The following is a 17,854-nucleotide window of genomic DNA, read 5'->3' on the forward strand; positions in this document are numbered from 1 at the left end:
GTATTTTAAAGGTGAGTTCATAATGGTTATCAGGTTACTTTTTTCAACCTAATGATAATTAGTAACCTTATAACTTTGAGGAAAAAGACATTATTAATTGCTCTAAACGGCATATTACATTTGATCGAAACAGCCTTGGTGCTCGAACAAAAAGCCGTGTGAAACTATTGATATTCGGTGTGGAAGAATAAATGAGTAAAGCTGTATGACTGATACAAACACCATTGAAGGGAACAAGCATAGTAAGAAGGTATTGGTTCTTTTTGCTCACCCAGCGCCAGCTCGTTCGGAGGTGAACGTCCCGCTTTTCAACGAAGCGAAGTTGAATAAACAAGTAACCGCTGTCGACCTGTATGCACAGTACCCTGACTTCAATATTAATATTGAACGGGAGCAACAACGTTTAGTTGACCACGATGTGATTGTTTTTCTCTTTCCACTTTACTGGTATTCAACACCGTCGATATTAAAAGAATGGCAAGATTTAGTATTGGAATATGGCTTTGCCTATGGCCATGAAGGCACAGCGCTTAAAGATAAGCTGTTTCTTTGTGCCATAAGCGCAGGAGGCAAAGAAAAAGCCTACCAAAGCGAGGGGTTTAACCACTACACCATTAGGCAGTTGCTGCAGCCATTGGAACAGATGGCACAGATCACTCATATGAACTATATCGCGCCCTTTGCCATATTTGGCTCTCGCACAGCGCAAGAAGAGCATCGGGTAGCGGAACACAAAGAAAAGTGGAGAACCTTGCTTACTCAACTGACCACCAATACGCTGGATACAGAAAAAGCTAAGCGTATGGAAAATCTCGCCGACCTTTATACGAGTGAAGGAAACTAATGTGACGGGTTATTTTTTATACGCATTTATCTACTTGGTGGCCGCGGTTATTGCCGTGCCTATAGCCAAGCGACTAGGGCTAGGCTCTGTTTTAGGTTATTTAATTGCCGGATTAGTGATTGGCCCTATATTCGGCCTTGTTGGTGATGAAACCGTTGCTATACAGCACTTTGCAGAGTTTGGCGTTGTAATGATGCTATTTTTAGTTGGTTTAGAGCTTGAGCCTCGTTCTCTGTGGGCCATGAAATCGAAACTTTTGGGCCTTGGCGGCCTGCAGCTAACGTTAACCACTGCGCTTATAACCGCTACCGCGCTGGCGCTGAAGCAGCCGTTTGGTATATCACTCACCATCGGCCTTATTTTCGCTCTTTCTTCAACCGCGATTGTACTGCAAACCTTGCAAGAGAAAGGGCTTCAGAAATCTGAAGGAGGAAAAAGCGCTTTTTCCGTCCTGCTATTTCAAGATATTGCGGTTATTCCTATGCTTGCGCTTATTCCTCTTTTAGCCATACCTGAACTGGTTGCAGCCGGCGGTGAGCAAGGAGGCGGCGAGGCACACGACAGCTTTAACTTGGTAGACGGCTTGGCGCCTTGGGCCTATGGGCTTGTTATTATTAGTTCGGTTGCCTTTCTCACCATTGGTGGCCATTACTTAAGCCGCCCGCTGTTTAAGTTTGTGGCAGCGTCTGGGTTAAGAGAAATTTTCACCGCTACCGCACTTATGCTTATTATCGGCATTGCTGCGCTTATGGGGCTTGTGGGCCTATCTCCTGCGCTTGGCGCATTCTTAGCAGGGGTGGTATTGGCTAACAGTGAATTCAGGCACGAGTTAGAAGCAAACATAGAACCGTTTAAAGGTTTATTGCTAGGCCTTTTCTTTATCACAGTGGGCGCAGGCATTAACTTTTCAGTCTTATCTGAAAACCCCATGCTTATTGCAGGTTTAACCCTTGCCGTTATGCTAACAAAAGCCGCCGTGCTGTTCCTTATTGCGCTTATCTTTAAAATTAAAGGCACCAACAAGTGGCTGTTTATTTTAAGCCTTGCGCAGGCCGGTGAATTCGGCTTTGTCTTGCTTAGTTTCGCGTCTCAAAACTATGTATTGCCTAAAGATATTATCTCACTACTTTCCCTAGTAGTGGCAATTTCGATGTTTTTAACCCCAGGGCTTTTCATTTTATTCGACAAAGCCATTATTCCTCGTTATCGAAATAAAAAGTCAAAACGCGACCAAGATACCATTGATGAAAAAGGTACCGTGGTTATTGCGGGCATTGGCCGATTCGGACAAATCATCAATCGATTGTTAATGGCCAACGACGTTGAAACTGTGGTGCTTGATATACGTTCAGAGCAAATAGACCTAATGAGCCGCGTTGGTACAAAATCGTACTTTGGTGATGCATCTAAGCCAGACATACTGCATACGGCGGGTATTCATGAAGCCTCGTTAATGGTTATTGCCATAGACAACAGGGAAACCGCAGCCAAAACGGTCAAATACGCCAAGCACGCTTACCCAAACATTAAGGTGCTAGCCCGTGCCTTTGACCGCGGCCACGGCTACCGTTTACGCCAGCTTGGCGCTGACTACGTTGTGTCTGAAACTTACCATAGCGCGTTAGAAATGGGGGCAGAAGCCCTGCGTTCGCTCAATGTTCACCCCTTTCAAGTAGAGCGACAAAAAATGGCATACAAGAATATTGAGTCGCAACAAAATGACGTGCTGTATCACGCGTGGGCTGACGATTCGAGCGGCGAACGCGTCGATAACAACTACCTTAAGCTATTTATTGAGTTAGAAGCGCTTATTGAAAATGCCTTAAAGGCCGATTTACACGACAAGCACTCTAAAATGCGTGGCTGGACACCGCCACCAAAAGGCTATGCCGAAGAGCTTCAGCCAGATGAAAAGCCAAATAACACGAAAAGGTAATACGGGCTTTTGACGTTCGCCGCGTACTCGTTACTTCGCATTTTCACTGTCATGTCATTGAAGAAATAACTAAAAACCTGATCGAAATGGGAAAAAAAAACCTATAACCTGTGTGTTCTTAAAACTAGGTGAGCGCGTTTTTAACATACAGGCCGTTAGGGGAAAAACGTGCGCTTTAGTAAAACGATAACAAACCCGTGGTTAACTATGGGGTGCAGTAATGGTTTATTTAAATGGAGAGTCACCATGTCGACTGAAAGAAGTCTGTTTCACCGCGCAATTCTTCGTGCCGTGATTACGTTTGTAGCGCTTATTGGGGTGAGTGCTTGTGAAGATGCCCCGACACCACCTAAAACGGTGCCCTACGCGCCAGTGACCCTTTATAACGTACAGCATTCTGACGAGACCATTGCCAAATTCCCCGGCCAAGTTGAAGCTTCTGAATACTCAAACCTCTCATTTCGCATTGGCGGAAAGCTACAGGAACTAAACGTAAAAGCTGGCGAAGAAGTTAAAGAAAACCAGCTTATTGCGCGGCTAGATGACAGAGATGCGAAAGCGCAGCTTGCTACCGCCCAATCACAGTTTGATGTGTCGTCGGCTATGTTTGAGCGCATGGAAGCGTCTGTTGAAAAAGGTGCCGTAAGCCGCTCGACCTTTGATGAAGCCAAGGCAAACTTTTTAGCCGCTAAAGCCAGCCTCACTAACGCCCAAGACCAGCTGAGCTATACCGAACTTCGCGCCCCCTTTGCTGGTCTGATTGCGTCTGTTCCTGTAGAGAACTATCAAGTTATAGTGCCTCAACAAACCATTGCTGAACTGCATATGCCGGGCGCCATTGACGTTACTTTTCAACTGCCAGAACAAAAAATGCGTATGATTGATCGTTCGCGGGCACGTAAAAACCGTAGTTCGGAAATGGCTTGGGTGACCTTCTCGGGTATGCCAGAAAAGCGCTACGGCGCAATGTATAAAGATCACGAAAGCTCCACCCGACAAGGTGAGTTAAGTTACGAAGTTACGGTTACCCTGCCAGAGCCTGACGATATCAATGTGCTCTCTGGTATGAGCGCAACCGTTTTGCTGGATATGTCTAAACTGATTGAGTCTGACACCAAGCTGTGGCTAGTGCCCTTCGGCGCGGTAGTGACTGATAACGCACAACCAGAAAAAGCCATTGTATGGCGCTTTAAACCTAGCGCTGATGATGCCCAAAAAGGCAGTGTTGAAGCCGTTGAAGTAACAATTACCCGTGGCATTTCAAATGGCTTATTAGTGGAAGGGCCGCTAAAGGATGATGATAAGATAGTTGCGGCAGGCGCGCACCTTGTCAAAGAGGGCCAGTCTGTATCGGAGTGGACGAAAGAAGGAGGCCTGTAAGTCATGGTCGAGTATTTTTTTCGTCAAAAAGTTATTAGCTGGATGGTTGCCATCATTTTAGGTGTTGGCGGCATCGTTACCTTCTTAGGCTTAGGGCAGCTAGAATTCCCAGAATTTACTATAAGAAATGCCCTTGTCATTACCCAATACCCTGGGGCCACGCCTGAACAAGTGGAAGAGGAGGTAACTCTGCAGCTTGAGAAAGCCATTCAGCGAATACCTAATGTAAAGCGCATTAGTTCCGTAAACATGGTGGGGCTATCGCAAATTACCGTTGAGTTAAAAAGTAGCGTTCAAGCCAAAGATTTAGAGCAATACTGGGACAACCTACGCCGCAAAGTGGGTGATGCGCAAGCCTCGCTTCCGCCGGGTACCGGTACGTCTATCGTGAACGACGACTTTGGCGACGTGTTTGGTCTTTTGATGACGCTTCAAAGCGAAGATTACACCTTAAAACAAATGGAAGACTTTGCTGATTTGATGCAGCGCGAAATCCAGCTTGTGGAAGGCGTTAAAAAAGTCTCTATTGCAGGTACGGTAAACGAGCAAATTATCGTTTCTCTTGATCACGATAAAATGAAAACGCTGAATGTATCAGCCGAGTCTATTGCCGGCCTGTTAACGGCTCAAAATGTGGTGGGTAATGCAGGGTCAATTAAAGTTCAAGGTAAACGTTTGTCTATACAGCCAACCGGCGAATTCGATAATTTAGAAGCCCTTGGCCAAGTAGTGATTGGGTCTCCGGCGAGTGGACTTATTCGCTTAACAGATATTGCTACCATCGAGCGCACATTAAATGACACGCCTTCTAATCTTTATCACAGCGATAGCACGCCGGCGCTGTCGATTGGCGTTTCTTTCGCATCGGCGGTTAACGTTGTTGATGTTGGTAAGCGCTTAGATACCAAAATTGCCGAACTCGAGCAGCGAATGCCGCTGGGTATGAGCCTTAATACCGTCTACAACCAACCTTCCGTGGTAGACGATTCCGTAACCGGCTTTTTAATTAATCTTGCCGAAGCCGTTGCCATTGTTATTTTCGTCTTACTGCTATTCATGGGCTGGCGCAGCGGCGTGCTTATGGGGTTGATATTAGTGCTTACTATTCTTGGCACGTTCATATTGATGTCGGTAAAAGGGATAGAGCTGCAGAAAATATCTTTGGGCGCGCTTATTATTGCGCTAGGTATGTTAGTAGATAATGCGATCGTGGTTACCGAAGGCATGCTTATTGGTGTGAAAAAAGGCCAGACCAAACTACAAGCGGCGAAAGATGTAGTGAGTCAAAATGGGCTACCCCTGTTAGGTGCTACGGTTATCGCCATTACCGCTTTTGCACCTATAGGGCTTTCTCCTGACGCAACGGGCGAGTTTGTGGGTTCCCTGTTCTGGGTATTGTGCTTTTCTTTGTTTTTAAGCTGGATCACCGCGCTTACCATTACCCCGTTCTTTTTTAATTTATTGTTTAATACAGAAAAAGAGCGCGGTTCAAGTGACGAAAACGACGACCCATACAAAGGCATTATTTTTACTACGTATAAGCGCGTACTCACGAGTGCCATTAACCACCGCTACATTACCATAGGCGTGGTACTCCTTGCTCTTGGGGGCAGCTTGGCATCAGGGAAGTTTGTTAAAAACGCCTTCTTCCCCGACTCGTCAACGCCGCTCTTTTTTGTAGATTTATGGCTACCTGAGGGCAGCGACATATTAACCACTGAGCAATCAATACGCCGCTTAGAGGCTAACGTGTTGGGCATGCAAGACATTGCCAATGTCACCAGTGTTATTGGCAGTGGCGCGCAAAGGCTAACCCTCACCTACGCCCCTGAAGACAGGTACGCCAGCTACGGTCAGCTAATTGTGGAAACCAACACGGTTGAATCGCGCGATGCGCGTATGCGAGAAATCATAGAACTGGTACGCAAAGATTTCCCTAACGCGCAGTACAAAGTAAAGGCGCTTCAAGTAGGCCCGTCGGCTAAAGCGGCTATTGAAGCCCGAATTTATGGCCCTGAGCCCGACGTACTAAGGGAGATAAGCAGTGATATTGAAGCGATATTCCAAGCAGAGGAAACCATGGATAGCGTGCGTTTGTCTTGGAGTAACAAGGTGCCTTTTGTGGAGCCGGTCTTTCTTGAAGAACAAGCGCGTCGCATCGGCGTAACCCGAGATGCCGTTCACACCGCATTTCTGCTCAATAACGAAGGTGAAACGGTAGGGTTATACCGCGAGGGCAGTGACTTAATTCCTATTGTCATGCGCAACGACCTTAACCAACGCTATGATATTGACAATCTCGCTTCGCTGAATGTGTGGAGTCAAGAACAAGGGAAATATATCAGCATGGCTGACGTAGTCAGCAATGTAGATGTTACTCTTGATAACCCTATCATTAAGCGCCGCAATCGGGTGCGTATGCTAGCGGTTTACGCTGAGCCACTTCCCCTTTCTGGCGAAACCGCTGCCAGCGTTCAAGCGAAGGTACGCCCATTAGTAGAAGAACTATCGCTGCCCGATGGATATCGCATTGAATGGGGCGGCGAATACGAAACCTCTCGCGATGCGCAAAGCGCCCTGTTTGCGAGTATGCCTATTGGTATCTTAGGCATGTTTATTATTACCGTGTTGCTGTTTGGAAAGCTGCGTCAAGCGCTAGCCATTTGGGGCGTTATTCCACTGACTACCATTGGTATTATTGGCGGTTTAGTGTTAGTTGGCGCCCCCTTTACCTTTATGGCCCTGCTGGGAAGCTTAAGCCTTATTGGTATGGTGCTTAAAAACGGCATTGTGTTAATGGAAGAGATTAACGTGCAGGCCAAAGGCAATAGCGGCGCGTTTGACGCAGTTGTCGCAGCGTCGGTCTCTCGTGTACGCCCTGTGTCTATGGCGGCCATTACCACCATATTAGGCATGATACCGCTATTTTCTGATGCCTTCTTTGCATCAATGGCAATAGTAATTGTGTTTGGCCTGACAGTGGCAACCGTACTTACGCTGCTTATTTTGCCAGTACTGCACTGTACCTTCCATGGTATTAAATCTGAATAGCCTAGACATTTCGCTCTGTTTAGTACGTTGTAACGAGTAGCGCCAAAATGGCGCTACTTCCAACAGCCTAAACAGTCAGCGACAGGAAGCATCTCCAAACGCTGATAAAGCACTTAATAGGGCATGGTGGCTAGACACATTATAATCACTAAAGGCCATATCAAAGCGTCATTACTTCTCGCTTAACGTTATGTTTTGCTATACATTTATGAGTATTATTGTTCATAAATAGTATGCGCATACTCTGTAGGCTACAATTATGCCCATTAACGTTACATCTATTTATTGAGCAAAGACTTAATTTCTCAGTTAAAGGAGATAACTGCTAGTAATGAAGCTAACTAATCAAACTAATTGGGGTGTTGTTGCCCTATTGTTTTTAGCGTTTACTGCATTGTCTGTCGCCGAACTACGTGAGTTACAATTAAACACGTCTGAGGCGGTCACGCTACAGGCTGAAAAAAGCGCGGCAAATTATAGAAAAAACATTGATCAGCTCTCCTCTCTGTCACCGCAGACAGAGGAGCTAGTCCTTAGCACCCTTCTAGAAAGTACAGTATCGCAGCCCCATATATCTTACGCCGCAATTGTTGACGCAAGCGGTAGTGTGGTAGCCAAAAGAGAAGCGGCAATTCAGAACGCTGTACCATCGTGGTTCACGTCAATCGATTCCAATTCAGAATTGGAAAAACGCATACCTTTAGGCGATAGTCAGCGCGCGCTCGTACTCACATCAAATAAGCTTGAGGTATACACCAGGTTCACTAACGTACTACTTAGGAATATTATCGCCTTTGTCGCGCTTTCACTGCTTGTTTCATTGTTAGTTGCAGTAATGAATCGACGATTTAAGCGACCTATCGAAGATACCGTTAGAAAACTTAACGATATGGGGAGCCATAATTTCACGTCGCCCCAAGTGAGTGCCTCTTCTGGCGACTGTGAACAGTTGACGAGTAGCGTTAATACCCTTTCAAGCACGCTAGCCTCGAAGTTCGATGAACTTACACGCCAGTCTGAGCTATTTAAAAAAGAAGCGAGCAAAGATTCATTAACTAAACTAGCCAACAGAGGCGCGTTTGAGCGCCACATGCGTGCGCTATTAAACGAAAACGCAACCTCACAAGAAAAAGAGCTTATTATTGTACGGCTAGCGCAACTGGCCAGTATTAATACCAAGTTAGGTATGGTGCCGGGTGATAACTATGTTAAAGCGATAGCGAACATCTTGGTTGAAGAAACCAAAAACAACAGCAACGTGCGCTTTGTGTTTCGATTGACTGGCGGAGATTTCGCATTAATTTGCGAGCCCATGGAAAAGCCGGCAAGAGATCTCATGTTGACTAACATATCAAAACAATGCGCTAGCGCCTCACCATTACGCGATGGCACCAAAGCCACGTATATCGGTATTACTCGCTTTACCGGCACTATGTCTATGCCGCAAGTCATGGAAAGTGTGGATAGTGCGCTTATCGCTGCCATGAAAACCCAAAGCGGTTGGGAGTTGGCTTCGGAAATATCTCACGTACACAGCAATACGCGATGGCGCGAACGACTTAACTATATTGTCGCTCAGCAGTATGCCGACATTATGATTCAGCCGGTTATGAATATAGAGCAAAATATTCCCGCTTACTATGAGACATTTGGGCGCTTTAAAGACAAAGATACCAACGAAGTCATACCCATGTCGCAGCTTATCCCTGCTTCTGAGCGATTAGACCTAATACCACAAGTCGACAGACTGGTTACCAGCATCGTGTTTAAAAAGATGGAAGTGACCTCTCAGCAAGTCGCCGTCAATTTAAGTATTACGTCAATTGCCAATGGTGAATTTAGAGATTGGTTGGTTAACGAATTAACCCAGCGACAAGCGCTATGCCCTAGGCTTCTTTTCGAAGTTGAAGATGCCGCGCTAATACAGTATCGAGACTATGCAGAATCGCTGTGCAGACAATTGATCAAGCTGGGTTGTCGAGTCACTGTTGAACACTTTGGCGACCACTTTGCATCGCTTTCTGGCCTACGCGCGATTAAACCGCAGTTTGTTAAAATTTCCGGAAGACTGACCCAAAGCATTCATACCAATAAAGACAATCAGCTGTTCGTGTCTAGCCTTATCAATATAGCGACTGGCCTGAATATAAAAGTAATTGCAGAAATGGTAGAGACCGAAGCCGAATCTGTGGCTTTGAACAAGCTAGGTGTAGAACATCAGCAAGGCTATTATTTTGCTAAACCTGCACTTTGGAATGTGTATTAAGGTTCACATACTGTTGCAACGTAGGGGGAGTTAGGCGCACCTGCACATGGGGTTTTGCAGGTAAGAAATTGAAGCTTTCCAAGTAATAAATGCAAAAAAGAGGCGCAAAAGCGCCTCTTTTTATATCAGGCTTATTGCTTTTCAAGCAGAGCTTCAATGGCCTCGGCGCTAATGGGTTTTGAATACAAAAAGCCTTGAATAAATTCGACATTCAACGATTTACAATAGTCAGATTGACTTTGTGTCTCTACCCCTTCAACCACTATCTTCAAGTCGAGTTTGTGACCCACGTTTACAATGGCCTCCATCAGGGCGCTGTCGTAGGCGTTTTCAGGCGCGCCTTTTAAGAACGAGCGATCGATTTTTAAATGACTCACGGGGAACTGCTTCAAATAACTCAGTGAAGAGTAGCCAGTACCAAAATCGTCTATCGATATTTCAACACCTAAGTCTCGCTGAGCACGTAAATTTTCCAAAATTGCATTATCCGATTTGATCAGAACGTTTTCAGTAAGCTCTAAACCAATATCTTCAGGCGATAACCCATAATGCGACCGACAGGCAGTTAAACGCTCAAAGAAGGAACTTTTTTCCAACTCTTTGCCTGAAACATTTATATCGATGCGAACTCCTATACCTTTTTGTTTCCATTTTTTCGACTGCTGGCAGGTTTTTTCTAGTACCCAACGCCCTATGTCTGCTATCAGTTCGCTGCGCTCAGCAATAGGTATGAAGATATTTGGCGGTACAGCGCTTTCTTCACCCAAAGGGCGCCACCTAAGTAAGGCTTCACAGGATGTAAACTTGCCGGTTTTGACATCTATTTGGGGCTGGAATAAAAGCTCAAATTCGTCCTTTTTCAGCGATTCACGTAGACGAGCAGCAATATTTCGCTGCTGCCGCAACCTCTGACTTAACGTCTTGGTAAAAAAGTGGTACCTATTGCGCCCTTCAGCCTTCGCTTGATACATAGCCGCATCAGCGTGCTTTAAAAGGTCGTCAATGCCATCCCCATCCCTTGGAAACATGCTAATACCGATACTCGATGTTATGTGTACGCTTTCAGTACTAAGCTCAAAGCTCTTTTTGAAACAGTCGGTAAGCGTTTTTGCGATTTCTTCACACTGAATTTCGTCGGTTATGTTATTCGCAACATAAACAAATTCATCGCCACCAAATCGAGCTAGCATGCCATTTGCGCTATCAATACAGCTAACCAAACGTTTCGCTACTGCTTTTAGCAATTCATCGCCCCATGTATGCCCTAATGTATCGTTAATTTCTTTGAACATATCAAGGTCGATAAAGAACAGCGCAAAGCCTGAGTTGGAATGCGTCACGTCTTCGATAATAGAGATTAACGTCTGTTCAAGCACGCGTTTATTGGGTAAATCGGTCAGTAAGTCAGTAGACGCCATACGCTCGAGCTCTAGACGTATCTCGTGCTGTTCACTTAAGTCAATATCAACACAGTACATCTCTGGCGAGTCCGAACCTTGTTTTAACATTACATGAGACGAAAAAACATGAATGGGTTGCCCGTCCTTTTTTTTCAGCACTAATTCATTAGAGGGAATGGCTTCGTCGAACTCAATCCAACGCTGGTGAAATTTAACAACGTCATCTCTCATGAAGTTAGGAATAATGAGGTCCTCAAGCTTTTGACCTAAGGCTTCGTCCTTGCTATAGCCATACATGTCTTCACTTGATTTGTTCCAGTAGATAACGTTGCGGTGCTTATCGTAACCTTGCACCGATACTTTTGGCAGCGCACTAATAAGCTGAAGGAACCGTCTTTCAGCTGCTCCATGCTGTTCAAATAACGGGGGCTCTTGGTATTTTGTTAAGCTCATCTTACTCCCGCGAGTGCTAATTGTTGGATAGCGTCAATGTAAAAAAATGACCACCGCCATTTAAGTGTAGCCTATAAAATTTATGCTTAGCGCAAACTAGAGGCAAACCACAAAATAATTGTGACAAAATATACAAAGGAAGCCCTGTCTAGTAGGACATGGTCTATTCATATTACCGTTTGAGGTCTGTCTTTATAGCACCTTTGACTAGGTGTTCGCAGCCGCAGGGCTTTTACGAGTATACTTCGCTCGATAGCCTCGCTAATAAGTCGAAAAACATTTCAACATGCGACACTTTTTGTCGCAAGCTATCTCTATGCTATGGTGAAGTTACTATCGCAAAAGCCAGTTCGCCACTATGAGTGCATTTCAACGCAAGCTCGACATTCTTCAATTTGTGCCTTCCGCGCCTAGAAAGGTTTCTAGCCGCCAAATTTTTGAGAACTTACAAAACTGCGGCCATCACAATATCGACATGCGCACGGTACAGCGGGACTTAGTCAGCCTAGAAAACATTGGCCTATTTGGCTTAGACGTTGATAAGCGTTCGAAACCCTACGGCTGGTTTATTAACGCGAACTTTAAGAAGCTCAACTTAAGCTTAATGGACGGCAATACCGCTCTGGCTTTTAAGGTGCTTGAACAATCGGGTGCTACGCTTCCAAACTCTACACTCAAAGAAATGCAGCCTTACTTTGCAAAAGCAAGTCAGGTCTTACAGCAAGACAGTGATTCCTTGCTTACAAACTGGCTAAGGTCGGTGGCCGATTCACAAGTTTCCCAGCCGCTTATACCACCAGAAATAGACGCAGCTTCGTTTGAACGATTAAAAAGTGCGATCTTTTTCAAGAAGCAAATCTCTGCCGATATTAAGCGTATTTTTAGTGGCGGTAATGAAATGGTATGGAAACATTACGATAGAGTTAACCCTATGGGGCTGGTGAAACAGGATGGTCGGCAACTCTTTGTATGTACCTTTGGTTCGCTGCACAAAAGGCGCTACGCATTGCCGCTACAATTTATTAGAAACGTTACCGTAACCGATGAAGACTGCCAGCAGGAATTTGGTGAATTAGAAAGTGTCCAGACCCTGTCGGCTAACAATAAAGAAGATATAGAGCTTAAGTTATTGGTTAAAAACAACTCTTTATTTTTACTTCACGGTTATAGGCTAAGTAACGATCAGGTAATTACGCAATCTACCCAAGCAGATAAGTCCCTGCTTACCGCCACGGTGAAAGATACCAATAAACTACGCGCCTTCTTAAGAGGCTTGGGCGAGAACATAGAGGTCATTGCGCCTCAAAAACTACGGCAATATTTTGCTGAGCTTTCTGAAAGGCTGTACTTCGCTTATCAGGAAAAAGCCGTGCAAAATAATCAGATGTTTACTGACTAAGGTAACTCTCTGCCCTGAAGCCTCACAAAAGCAGGTATATCCAAATATGCCGCATCCTTTCTCGATGATGTCGGTACAGAGGCCTGCTTCATAGGTATCACATTTTCCTCTTGTTCAAAGCTCTGTTTCTTTAAGGGCACACCGGTCGCGATAATTAACACTTCACCAAAATGGGGTAATTCTGGAGATAGAGTCACGCCTGTAATAATGAGAGTTTGAGGGCCATCAACCAAAGATTGAAGCGTGGCTAGCATTTCTTCATACATAGCTAAACTGGGCTCTTCCCTGCACGTTAGCTGTGCGATAACGCCTTGCGCCCCGATAATATTCTGCTTATCAACTAATGGGTTTTCTAGAGCATGCTTTAATGCTTTGCTTAACGAACTGTCGTCTTCAGCTATACCTACTCCCAGCGCAGTGTCTCCCTCTAAAGAAAGAATGTGGCTAAAATCATTGATATCAACGTTAATATAGCCAGTATTGGTTAGCATTACGATAATGGCTTCAACAATTCTGTGCATTTGCGTATCACAGTGACGAAATGCTGAGAGAAGGCCTACGGTTTCATCTAGTGCAGAAAGCAATGAATCGTTAGACATCACTAATGTTGCGTTCGCTTTGCTTCGTATTGTCTCTAGTGCGTTTCTTGCAATGTCGCTTCGCTTTCCCCCCTCTGTTTTGAAAGGTAGAGTAACAAAGCACATCACATCGATGTCGCTCTCTTTAGCTAAATCAATAAGAATTGGCGATGCACCGCTTCCCGTTCCGCCTCCTAGCCCTGCGATAATGATGATAAGGTCGGCGTCTTCTATTAACGCCTTTAAAGCATCTTTACTCTGAATGGCTGCATCGCTTGCTACACACGGGTCGGCCCCCGCTCCATAACCCTTTGTTGTCGCCTCCCCTATCAATACCACTTCATGATTTGTGCATCTATGCAAAGCGGCGATATCGGTGTTAACAGAGCTAAATCTAATATTTTCATGTGAGCAAAGATTGGCCATGTTGCTTACTGCATTACCGCCACAGCCTCCCACGCCAATAACGTGAATATTAATTTGTTCGGTTCGAATGTTTTGCATGCGCTTACTCTGGAAAACTGACGTTTTGTAAGCATGAAACAACTGTGCGGCAAAAAGTGACGTATAGGATTGGGAGCCGTATATCAGGTGACTGTCGTAACCGCTTTAGACACCAAATTTACTCACGGCTTTATGTTTACTGAACAGCATCACTGCTATCCACATGCTGTGTTTGCCGCTCGACAGCCAGTTTAAGTATATGGGTATCAAGGGTTTTGTGGAAAAACTACTAGGCTTTGAATTTATGAAATTAGGGTACTGAGAAAAAAACGTTATATTTTCTTAAAGCAGGATGAAAATGTTTTACTAGGGGAATAAATAAATGGTGCGTCTACCCTGATTCGAACAGGGGACCTCTACCATGTCAAGGTAGCGCTCTAACCAACTGAGCTATAGACGCATAAAAACTGTGTTGCACCAGATAGGTGGGCGAATGCCAGACAACGGCGCGTATAATACTCAGCACCGGCGCTGCCTGCAAGAAAAACTTAACAAAAGCCCGTTCAAGTGACTAATTTCGCAGCAATTCGATTGCTTTTTGTCTTTTAAAGACGCTTACTTACACCATGTTAAAGGGTAGCGGCTTAATGGCGTCGACTAGTGTACCGTCGTTCACCGCACGCATAAAATACTCCCCTAACCTATCAGTTTCTTTTAACACCGTTTGCCAGTATTTAATGCGGGTTTCGGCATCAAGCACTTCAAAGTCTTTACGGTCTGGTATTTTACTGTAAGGCAGGTTCGCCACAAATGACGCCGAGGGGACTAACATCACCACATTATCGTAGCTTGAGCGATGCGGTACTCTGTTTTTTAGCCCTTTATCAAACCAACCAGGAATAGGCTTATCGTAAAAGTGAGGGTATAACACTAACCCCTTGTCAGGGCCAAAGGATAAATCGAAGTGGTAGTCAACAATTCCACCGTCGCGATACATGCCAGCTGGCGCCCCTTCTATGTTCTGCACGCCTTCTATAACAATAGGAATAGAGCCAGACGCTAATAGCGCACTGTGAATATTGCCTTGGGTTAAATCGTGATATTGCGTTGGGAGCTGATAGGGGTCGTTAATTTCAAAATTCGTATTTGGCGAAGAAAAAACATAGCGGGTGTATAACCGAGAAAGGTTTTTTCGATTTACTGTATTGGCTGCCGCGCTCATAGCAAGGCCAGAAAGCTGCCTAAATTTACTTTCAAAGCGGGTTGCGCCTAAACATTTGGCTACAATAAGGTGCGCCTTAAAACGGGAATTAGACAAGACTTCTTGTTTGCCGGTGTCATTCACCATTTCCTTCAACAGGTCTTCGGCTTTCGCGGTAATTTCCCTTGGGGTAGGTTTGTTACTGCTATAAGTTGTGGTTGAGTACGATGATGCTAGCCGGTTTATTGCGGCAAAGGGGTCATTTTGCACTGCACAAATTGCACGAAAAGCACCCGCGGAGGAACCAATAACATGTACTTGATGATTTACATTAGCGAACCACTCGGGAAAAAGTACCCGATCTAGCCCTGCCAAAGTAAACCATTTAGGGCCACCCGATGCGCCTAAAAAATAACTGAACAGGTCTGGGCTAAACCCATTTTTCATTATAGTTTCTCGGGCTTTTTTACCTGCGTATACGTCTAACGGGGCCACTTACATTCCTTGCTATTTTAAAGGGCCAGCGTTTATGCATATAACCCCTTAATTTGACTAATTCGGAGAAATTTAACAGTTAACCACGCAAAAGTAACCTTCTTGGCCTTTACGCGTCTTCTGCTCAGACCACACCTTTAAACGCGTAAGCGGGGAAAACTAAGGGCTGAGTGCATCTATCACTTTTAGAAATACGCGATACTCATCATCAGTGATATTCTTTAATTGCCTATTTTGCCACGCGACCACCCGCGGTGTGATTTGCTCATACATCGCCACACCTTCGCTTGATAATGCAATGAGGCTTGCCCTTTTATCTTCCTTACACATACGTTTTAACACCGCGCCCTTGTTCACTAAGCGGTCTAACGCGCGAGAAACTTGCACCTTGTCTAGGCGGGTCGCTGCGGCGATGGCTTTTGCGGTCATATAAGGCTGCTGTGCGTCTTTTTGGCACGCGCCAAGTGTTGCTACAATTCGCCACTCGGGCATTGTAAGCTGGTAAGTGGCATATTCCCTAGCAAGAGAGTCACTTAAGTCGCTAGCCAGCATTGCCACCTTATAGGCAAGCATGTCATTTAATTGCACTATGTTTCCCTCTCTCTTTCTCTTTTTTTATTTAGAGATGATGACTTAAAAAGGCGAGTTGACGTAAACCTTAAAGGCGAGTTGACGTAAACCTTACATGAAGTGTAATAGCTTGGCACAATACTCCTAACTCCATTAAAAGCTTGGCTTATATCAGTATTGGCTTATCAGTTGGCACGACTGTAAACCTAGCTTACCAAAAGCGCCCGCGCACCAAATACACACAAACCACCTACCATTGATTTACAATTATTTTACCTCTAGCCTAAAGCATATAGTTTCATTTGTAACTAATCTATTGCTAAGCGCAGCTAAAGTAGCGCCAATAACGGAAACCTGTATGGATAATTTATCTTATTTAACTGGCTTTAATAACGAGCACGAAACTGAAGCCCTGCCCGGCGCTCTTCCTAAAGGGCAATTTAGCCCACAGAAAGTTAATTATAAGCTTTATGCTGAGCAATTTAGCAGTACCGCATTTACTGCACCACGTGCAGACAACCGTCGAAGCTGGACGTACCGACTACGCCCTTCTATTGCCATGGGCGACTTTAAAAAAATAGATAATGGCCTTGTGCGCACGGCACCTGAAACGGCTATCCCCTGCCCACCCAATGTGATGAGATGGGACCCCATTCCATTGCCTGACAGCGAGTGTGACTTTATTGATTCGCTTGTCACTATCGCCACTAACGGCGACGCTAAAACACAAACGGGTATGGGAATACACTGTTACAGCGCCAATATGGATATGCAAAATCGTGTGTTCTATTCATCTGACGGTGAGATGCTTATCGTCCCCCAATTAGGTGACATGCTGATTACCACTGAGTTTGGAAAGCTTCATGTCTCGGTAGGTGAAATAGTGGTGATCCCTCGCGGTGTACGCTTTGCTGTCGAACCATTAGGCGGTCCCATACGGGGTTACATTTGTGAAAATTACGGGCATCCGTTTGTTTTACCAGAACGCGGCCCTGTTGGTGCTAACGGCTACGCTAATCAGCGGGACTTTTGCTATCCCACGGCGTGGTTCGAGGATAATGACACGCCACACACCATGGTAAACAAGTTTTGCGGCAACCTATTTGAGGCCCCCCTTGATCATTCTCCGTTTGACGTAGTGGCTTGGGTAGGTAACTCTGCACCTTACAAATACAACCTATCGCGCTTTAACGTAATAAACACAGTAAGTTTTGATCACCCCGACCCCTCTATTTTTACTGTGCTGACTTCCCCATCAGATCTTGAAGGCACAGCTAACGTTGACTTTGTTATCTTCCCACCGAGGTGGATGGTGGCCGAGAACACCTTCCGTCCACCCTATTATCACAGAAATGTGATGAGTGAGTTTATGGGGCTAATAGAGGGCATGTACGATGCAAAAGAGCATGGTTTTGTGCCGGGCGGGATGAGCTTGCATAATTGTATGACGCCCCATGGCCCTGAAGCTGAAGTGTTCGACAAGGCATCGAATGCTGAACTTACTCCCCAGCGCTATGAAAACACCCTAGCGTTCATGTTTGAATCTCGTTATCCCATTGCGCCAACGGCGTTTGCTATGCATAGCGACCTTCGCCAGAAGGATTATCTTTCTTGCTGGAAGGGCCTACAAAAACACTACGATAGTGAAAAGTAGTACTCCACGATACCTGTACGGATTTGTGAACACCTGACACAATACGCAAAATCTATTATTGATTACTAAAATCATATGGTTAGGGAAAATATGCCTCCCCTAACCGTATGTTTGACGTACCGATGAAAACAAAACGTTACAGCTGTTCTTTCCATCCTAAAAATGTGTTGCGCCTACCTCTAT

The 17,854-nt window shown here is 45.1% G+C and carries 11 protein-coding genes and 1 tRNA gene; 7 read left to right on the plus strand and 5 right to left on the minus strand.

Annotated elements, in window-relative coordinates; genetic code table 11:
- Positions 1–205 precede the first annotated feature (205 nt).
- The 5 genes from ACTRWF_RS01935 (at position 206) to ACTRWF_RS01955 (ending at position 9,477) form a co-directional block, all read left to right on the plus strand.
- Positions 206–844 carry an NAD(P)H-dependent oxidoreductase gene (locus tag ACTRWF_RS01935; RefSeq protein ID WP_015066848.1) on the plus strand — a complete coding sequence of 213 codons (639 nt, stop codon included), beginning with the start codon at positions 206–208 and terminating at the stop codon, positions 842–844.
- Between the two features lies 1 nt (position 845).
- Positions 846–2,780, plus strand: a complete 1,935-nt coding sequence (locus ACTRWF_RS01940) for a monovalent cation:proton antiporter-2 (CPA2) family protein (protein ID WP_462835050.1) — start codon at positions 846–848, stop codon at positions 2,778–2,780.
- 246 nt (positions 2,781–3,026) lie between these two features.
- A complete protein-coding gene (locus tag ACTRWF_RS01945; RefSeq protein ID WP_024016089.1) occupies positions 3,027–4,160 on the plus strand; it encodes an efflux RND transporter periplasmic adaptor subunit in 1,134 nt (377 codons plus the stop codon).
- A 3-nt stretch (positions 4,161–4,163) separates the two neighbouring features.
- Positions 4,164–7,211, plus strand: coding sequence for an efflux RND transporter permease subunit (locus ACTRWF_RS01950; protein WP_462835051.1), 3,048 nt, complete (start codon positions 4,164–4,166; stop codon positions 7,209–7,211).
- Positions 7,212–7,542: 331 nt separating this feature from the next.
- Positions 7,543–9,477: an EAL domain-containing protein gene (locus ACTRWF_RS01955; RefSeq protein WP_462835052.1), complete on the plus strand. Its 1,935-nt coding sequence runs from the start codon at positions 7,543–7,545 to the stop codon at positions 9,475–9,477.
- A gap of 131 nt (positions 9,478–9,608) precedes the next feature.
- Here the strand turns inward: ACTRWF_RS01955 and ACTRWF_RS01960 are convergent, their stop codons facing one another.
- Positions 9,609–11,330, minus strand: a complete 1,722-nt coding sequence (locus tag ACTRWF_RS01960) for an EAL domain-containing protein (RefSeq protein ID WP_462835053.1) — start codon at positions 11,328–11,330, stop codon at positions 9,609–9,611.
- Between the two features lie 358 nt (positions 11,331–11,688).
- Between ACTRWF_RS01960 and ACTRWF_RS01965 the strand changes: the two genes are divergently transcribed.
- Positions 11,689–12,729 (plus strand): WCX domain-containing protein, encoded by a 1,041-nt coding sequence (locus ACTRWF_RS01965; RefSeq protein ID WP_462835054.1) that lies wholly within the window; start codon positions 11,689–11,691, stop codon positions 12,727–12,729.
- Here ACTRWF_RS01965 and ACTRWF_RS01970 read toward each other — a convergent pair.
- From ACTRWF_RS01970 to ACTRWF_RS01985, 4 genes are all read right to left on the minus strand, one after another.
- Complete coding sequence (locus tag ACTRWF_RS01970; protein ID WP_462835055.1) at positions 12,726–13,811, minus strand: cell division protein FtsZ; 1,086 nt, start codon at positions 13,809–13,811, stop codon at positions 12,726–12,728. The genes ACTRWF_RS01965 and ACTRWF_RS01970 overlap by 4 nt on opposite strands.
- Positions 13,812–14,134: 323 nt before the next feature.
- Positions 14,135–14,211 (minus strand) — tRNA-Val (locus ACTRWF_RS01975).
- A 159-nt stretch (positions 14,212–14,370) separates the two neighbouring features.
- On the minus strand, positions 14,371–15,447 hold the full coding sequence (locus ACTRWF_RS01980) for a patatin-like phospholipase family protein (RefSeq protein WP_462835056.1): 1,077 nt from the start codon (positions 15,445–15,447) through the stop codon (positions 14,371–14,373).
- 159 nt (positions 15,448–15,606) lie between these two features.
- A complete protein-coding gene (locus tag ACTRWF_RS01985; protein WP_462835057.1) occupies positions 15,607–16,035 on the minus strand; it encodes a MarR family winged helix-turn-helix transcriptional regulator in 429 nt (142 codons plus the stop codon).
- Positions 16,036–16,375: 340 nt separating this feature from the next.
- Here ACTRWF_RS01985 and hmgA point away from each other — a divergent pair, with 340 nt between their 5' ends.
- Positions 16,376–17,671, plus strand: a complete 1,296-nt coding sequence (gene hmgA / locus ACTRWF_RS01990) for a homogentisate 1,2-dioxygenase (RefSeq protein WP_462835058.1) — start codon at positions 16,376–16,378, stop codon at positions 17,669–17,671.
- Positions 17,672–17,854: the final 183 nt, after the last annotated feature.

Source organism: Alteromonas sp. G5_S2_22_S1, from assembly GCF_054968525.1.

What these genes read in the sequence shown, in the direction of transcription:
- ACTRWF_RS01935 (WP_015066848.1), top strand. Translation starts at nt 206, where the DNA reads ATGACTGATACAAACACCATTGAAGGGAACAAGCATAGTAAGAAGGTA.
- ACTRWF_RS01945 (WP_024016089.1), top strand. Translation starts at nt 3,027, where the DNA reads ATGTCGACTGAAAGAAGTCTGTTTCACCGCGCAATTCTTCGTGCCGTG.
- ACTRWF_RS01950 (WP_462835051.1), top strand. Translation starts at nt 4,164, where the DNA reads ATGGTCGAGTATTTTTTTCGTCAAAAAGTTATTAGCTGGATGGTTGCC.
- ACTRWF_RS01955 (WP_462835052.1), top strand. Translation starts at nt 7,543, where the DNA reads ATGAAGCTAACTAATCAAACTAATTGGGGTGTTGTTGCCCTATTGTTT.
- ACTRWF_RS01960 (WP_462835053.1), bottom strand. Translation starts at nt 11,330, where the DNA reads ATGAGCTTAACAAAATACCAAGAGCCCCCGTTATTTGAACAGCATGGA.
- ACTRWF_RS01965 (WP_462835054.1), top strand. Translation starts at nt 11,689, where the DNA reads ATGAGTGCATTTCAACGCAAGCTCGACATTCTTCAATTTGTGCCTTCC.
- ACTRWF_RS01970 (WP_462835055.1), bottom strand. Translation starts at nt 13,811, where the DNA reads ATGCAAAACATTCGAACCGAACAAATTAATATTCACGTTATTGGCGTG.
- hmgA (WP_462835058.1), top strand. Translation starts at nt 16,376, where the DNA reads ATGGATAATTTATCTTATTTAACTGGCTTTAATAACGAGCACGAAACT.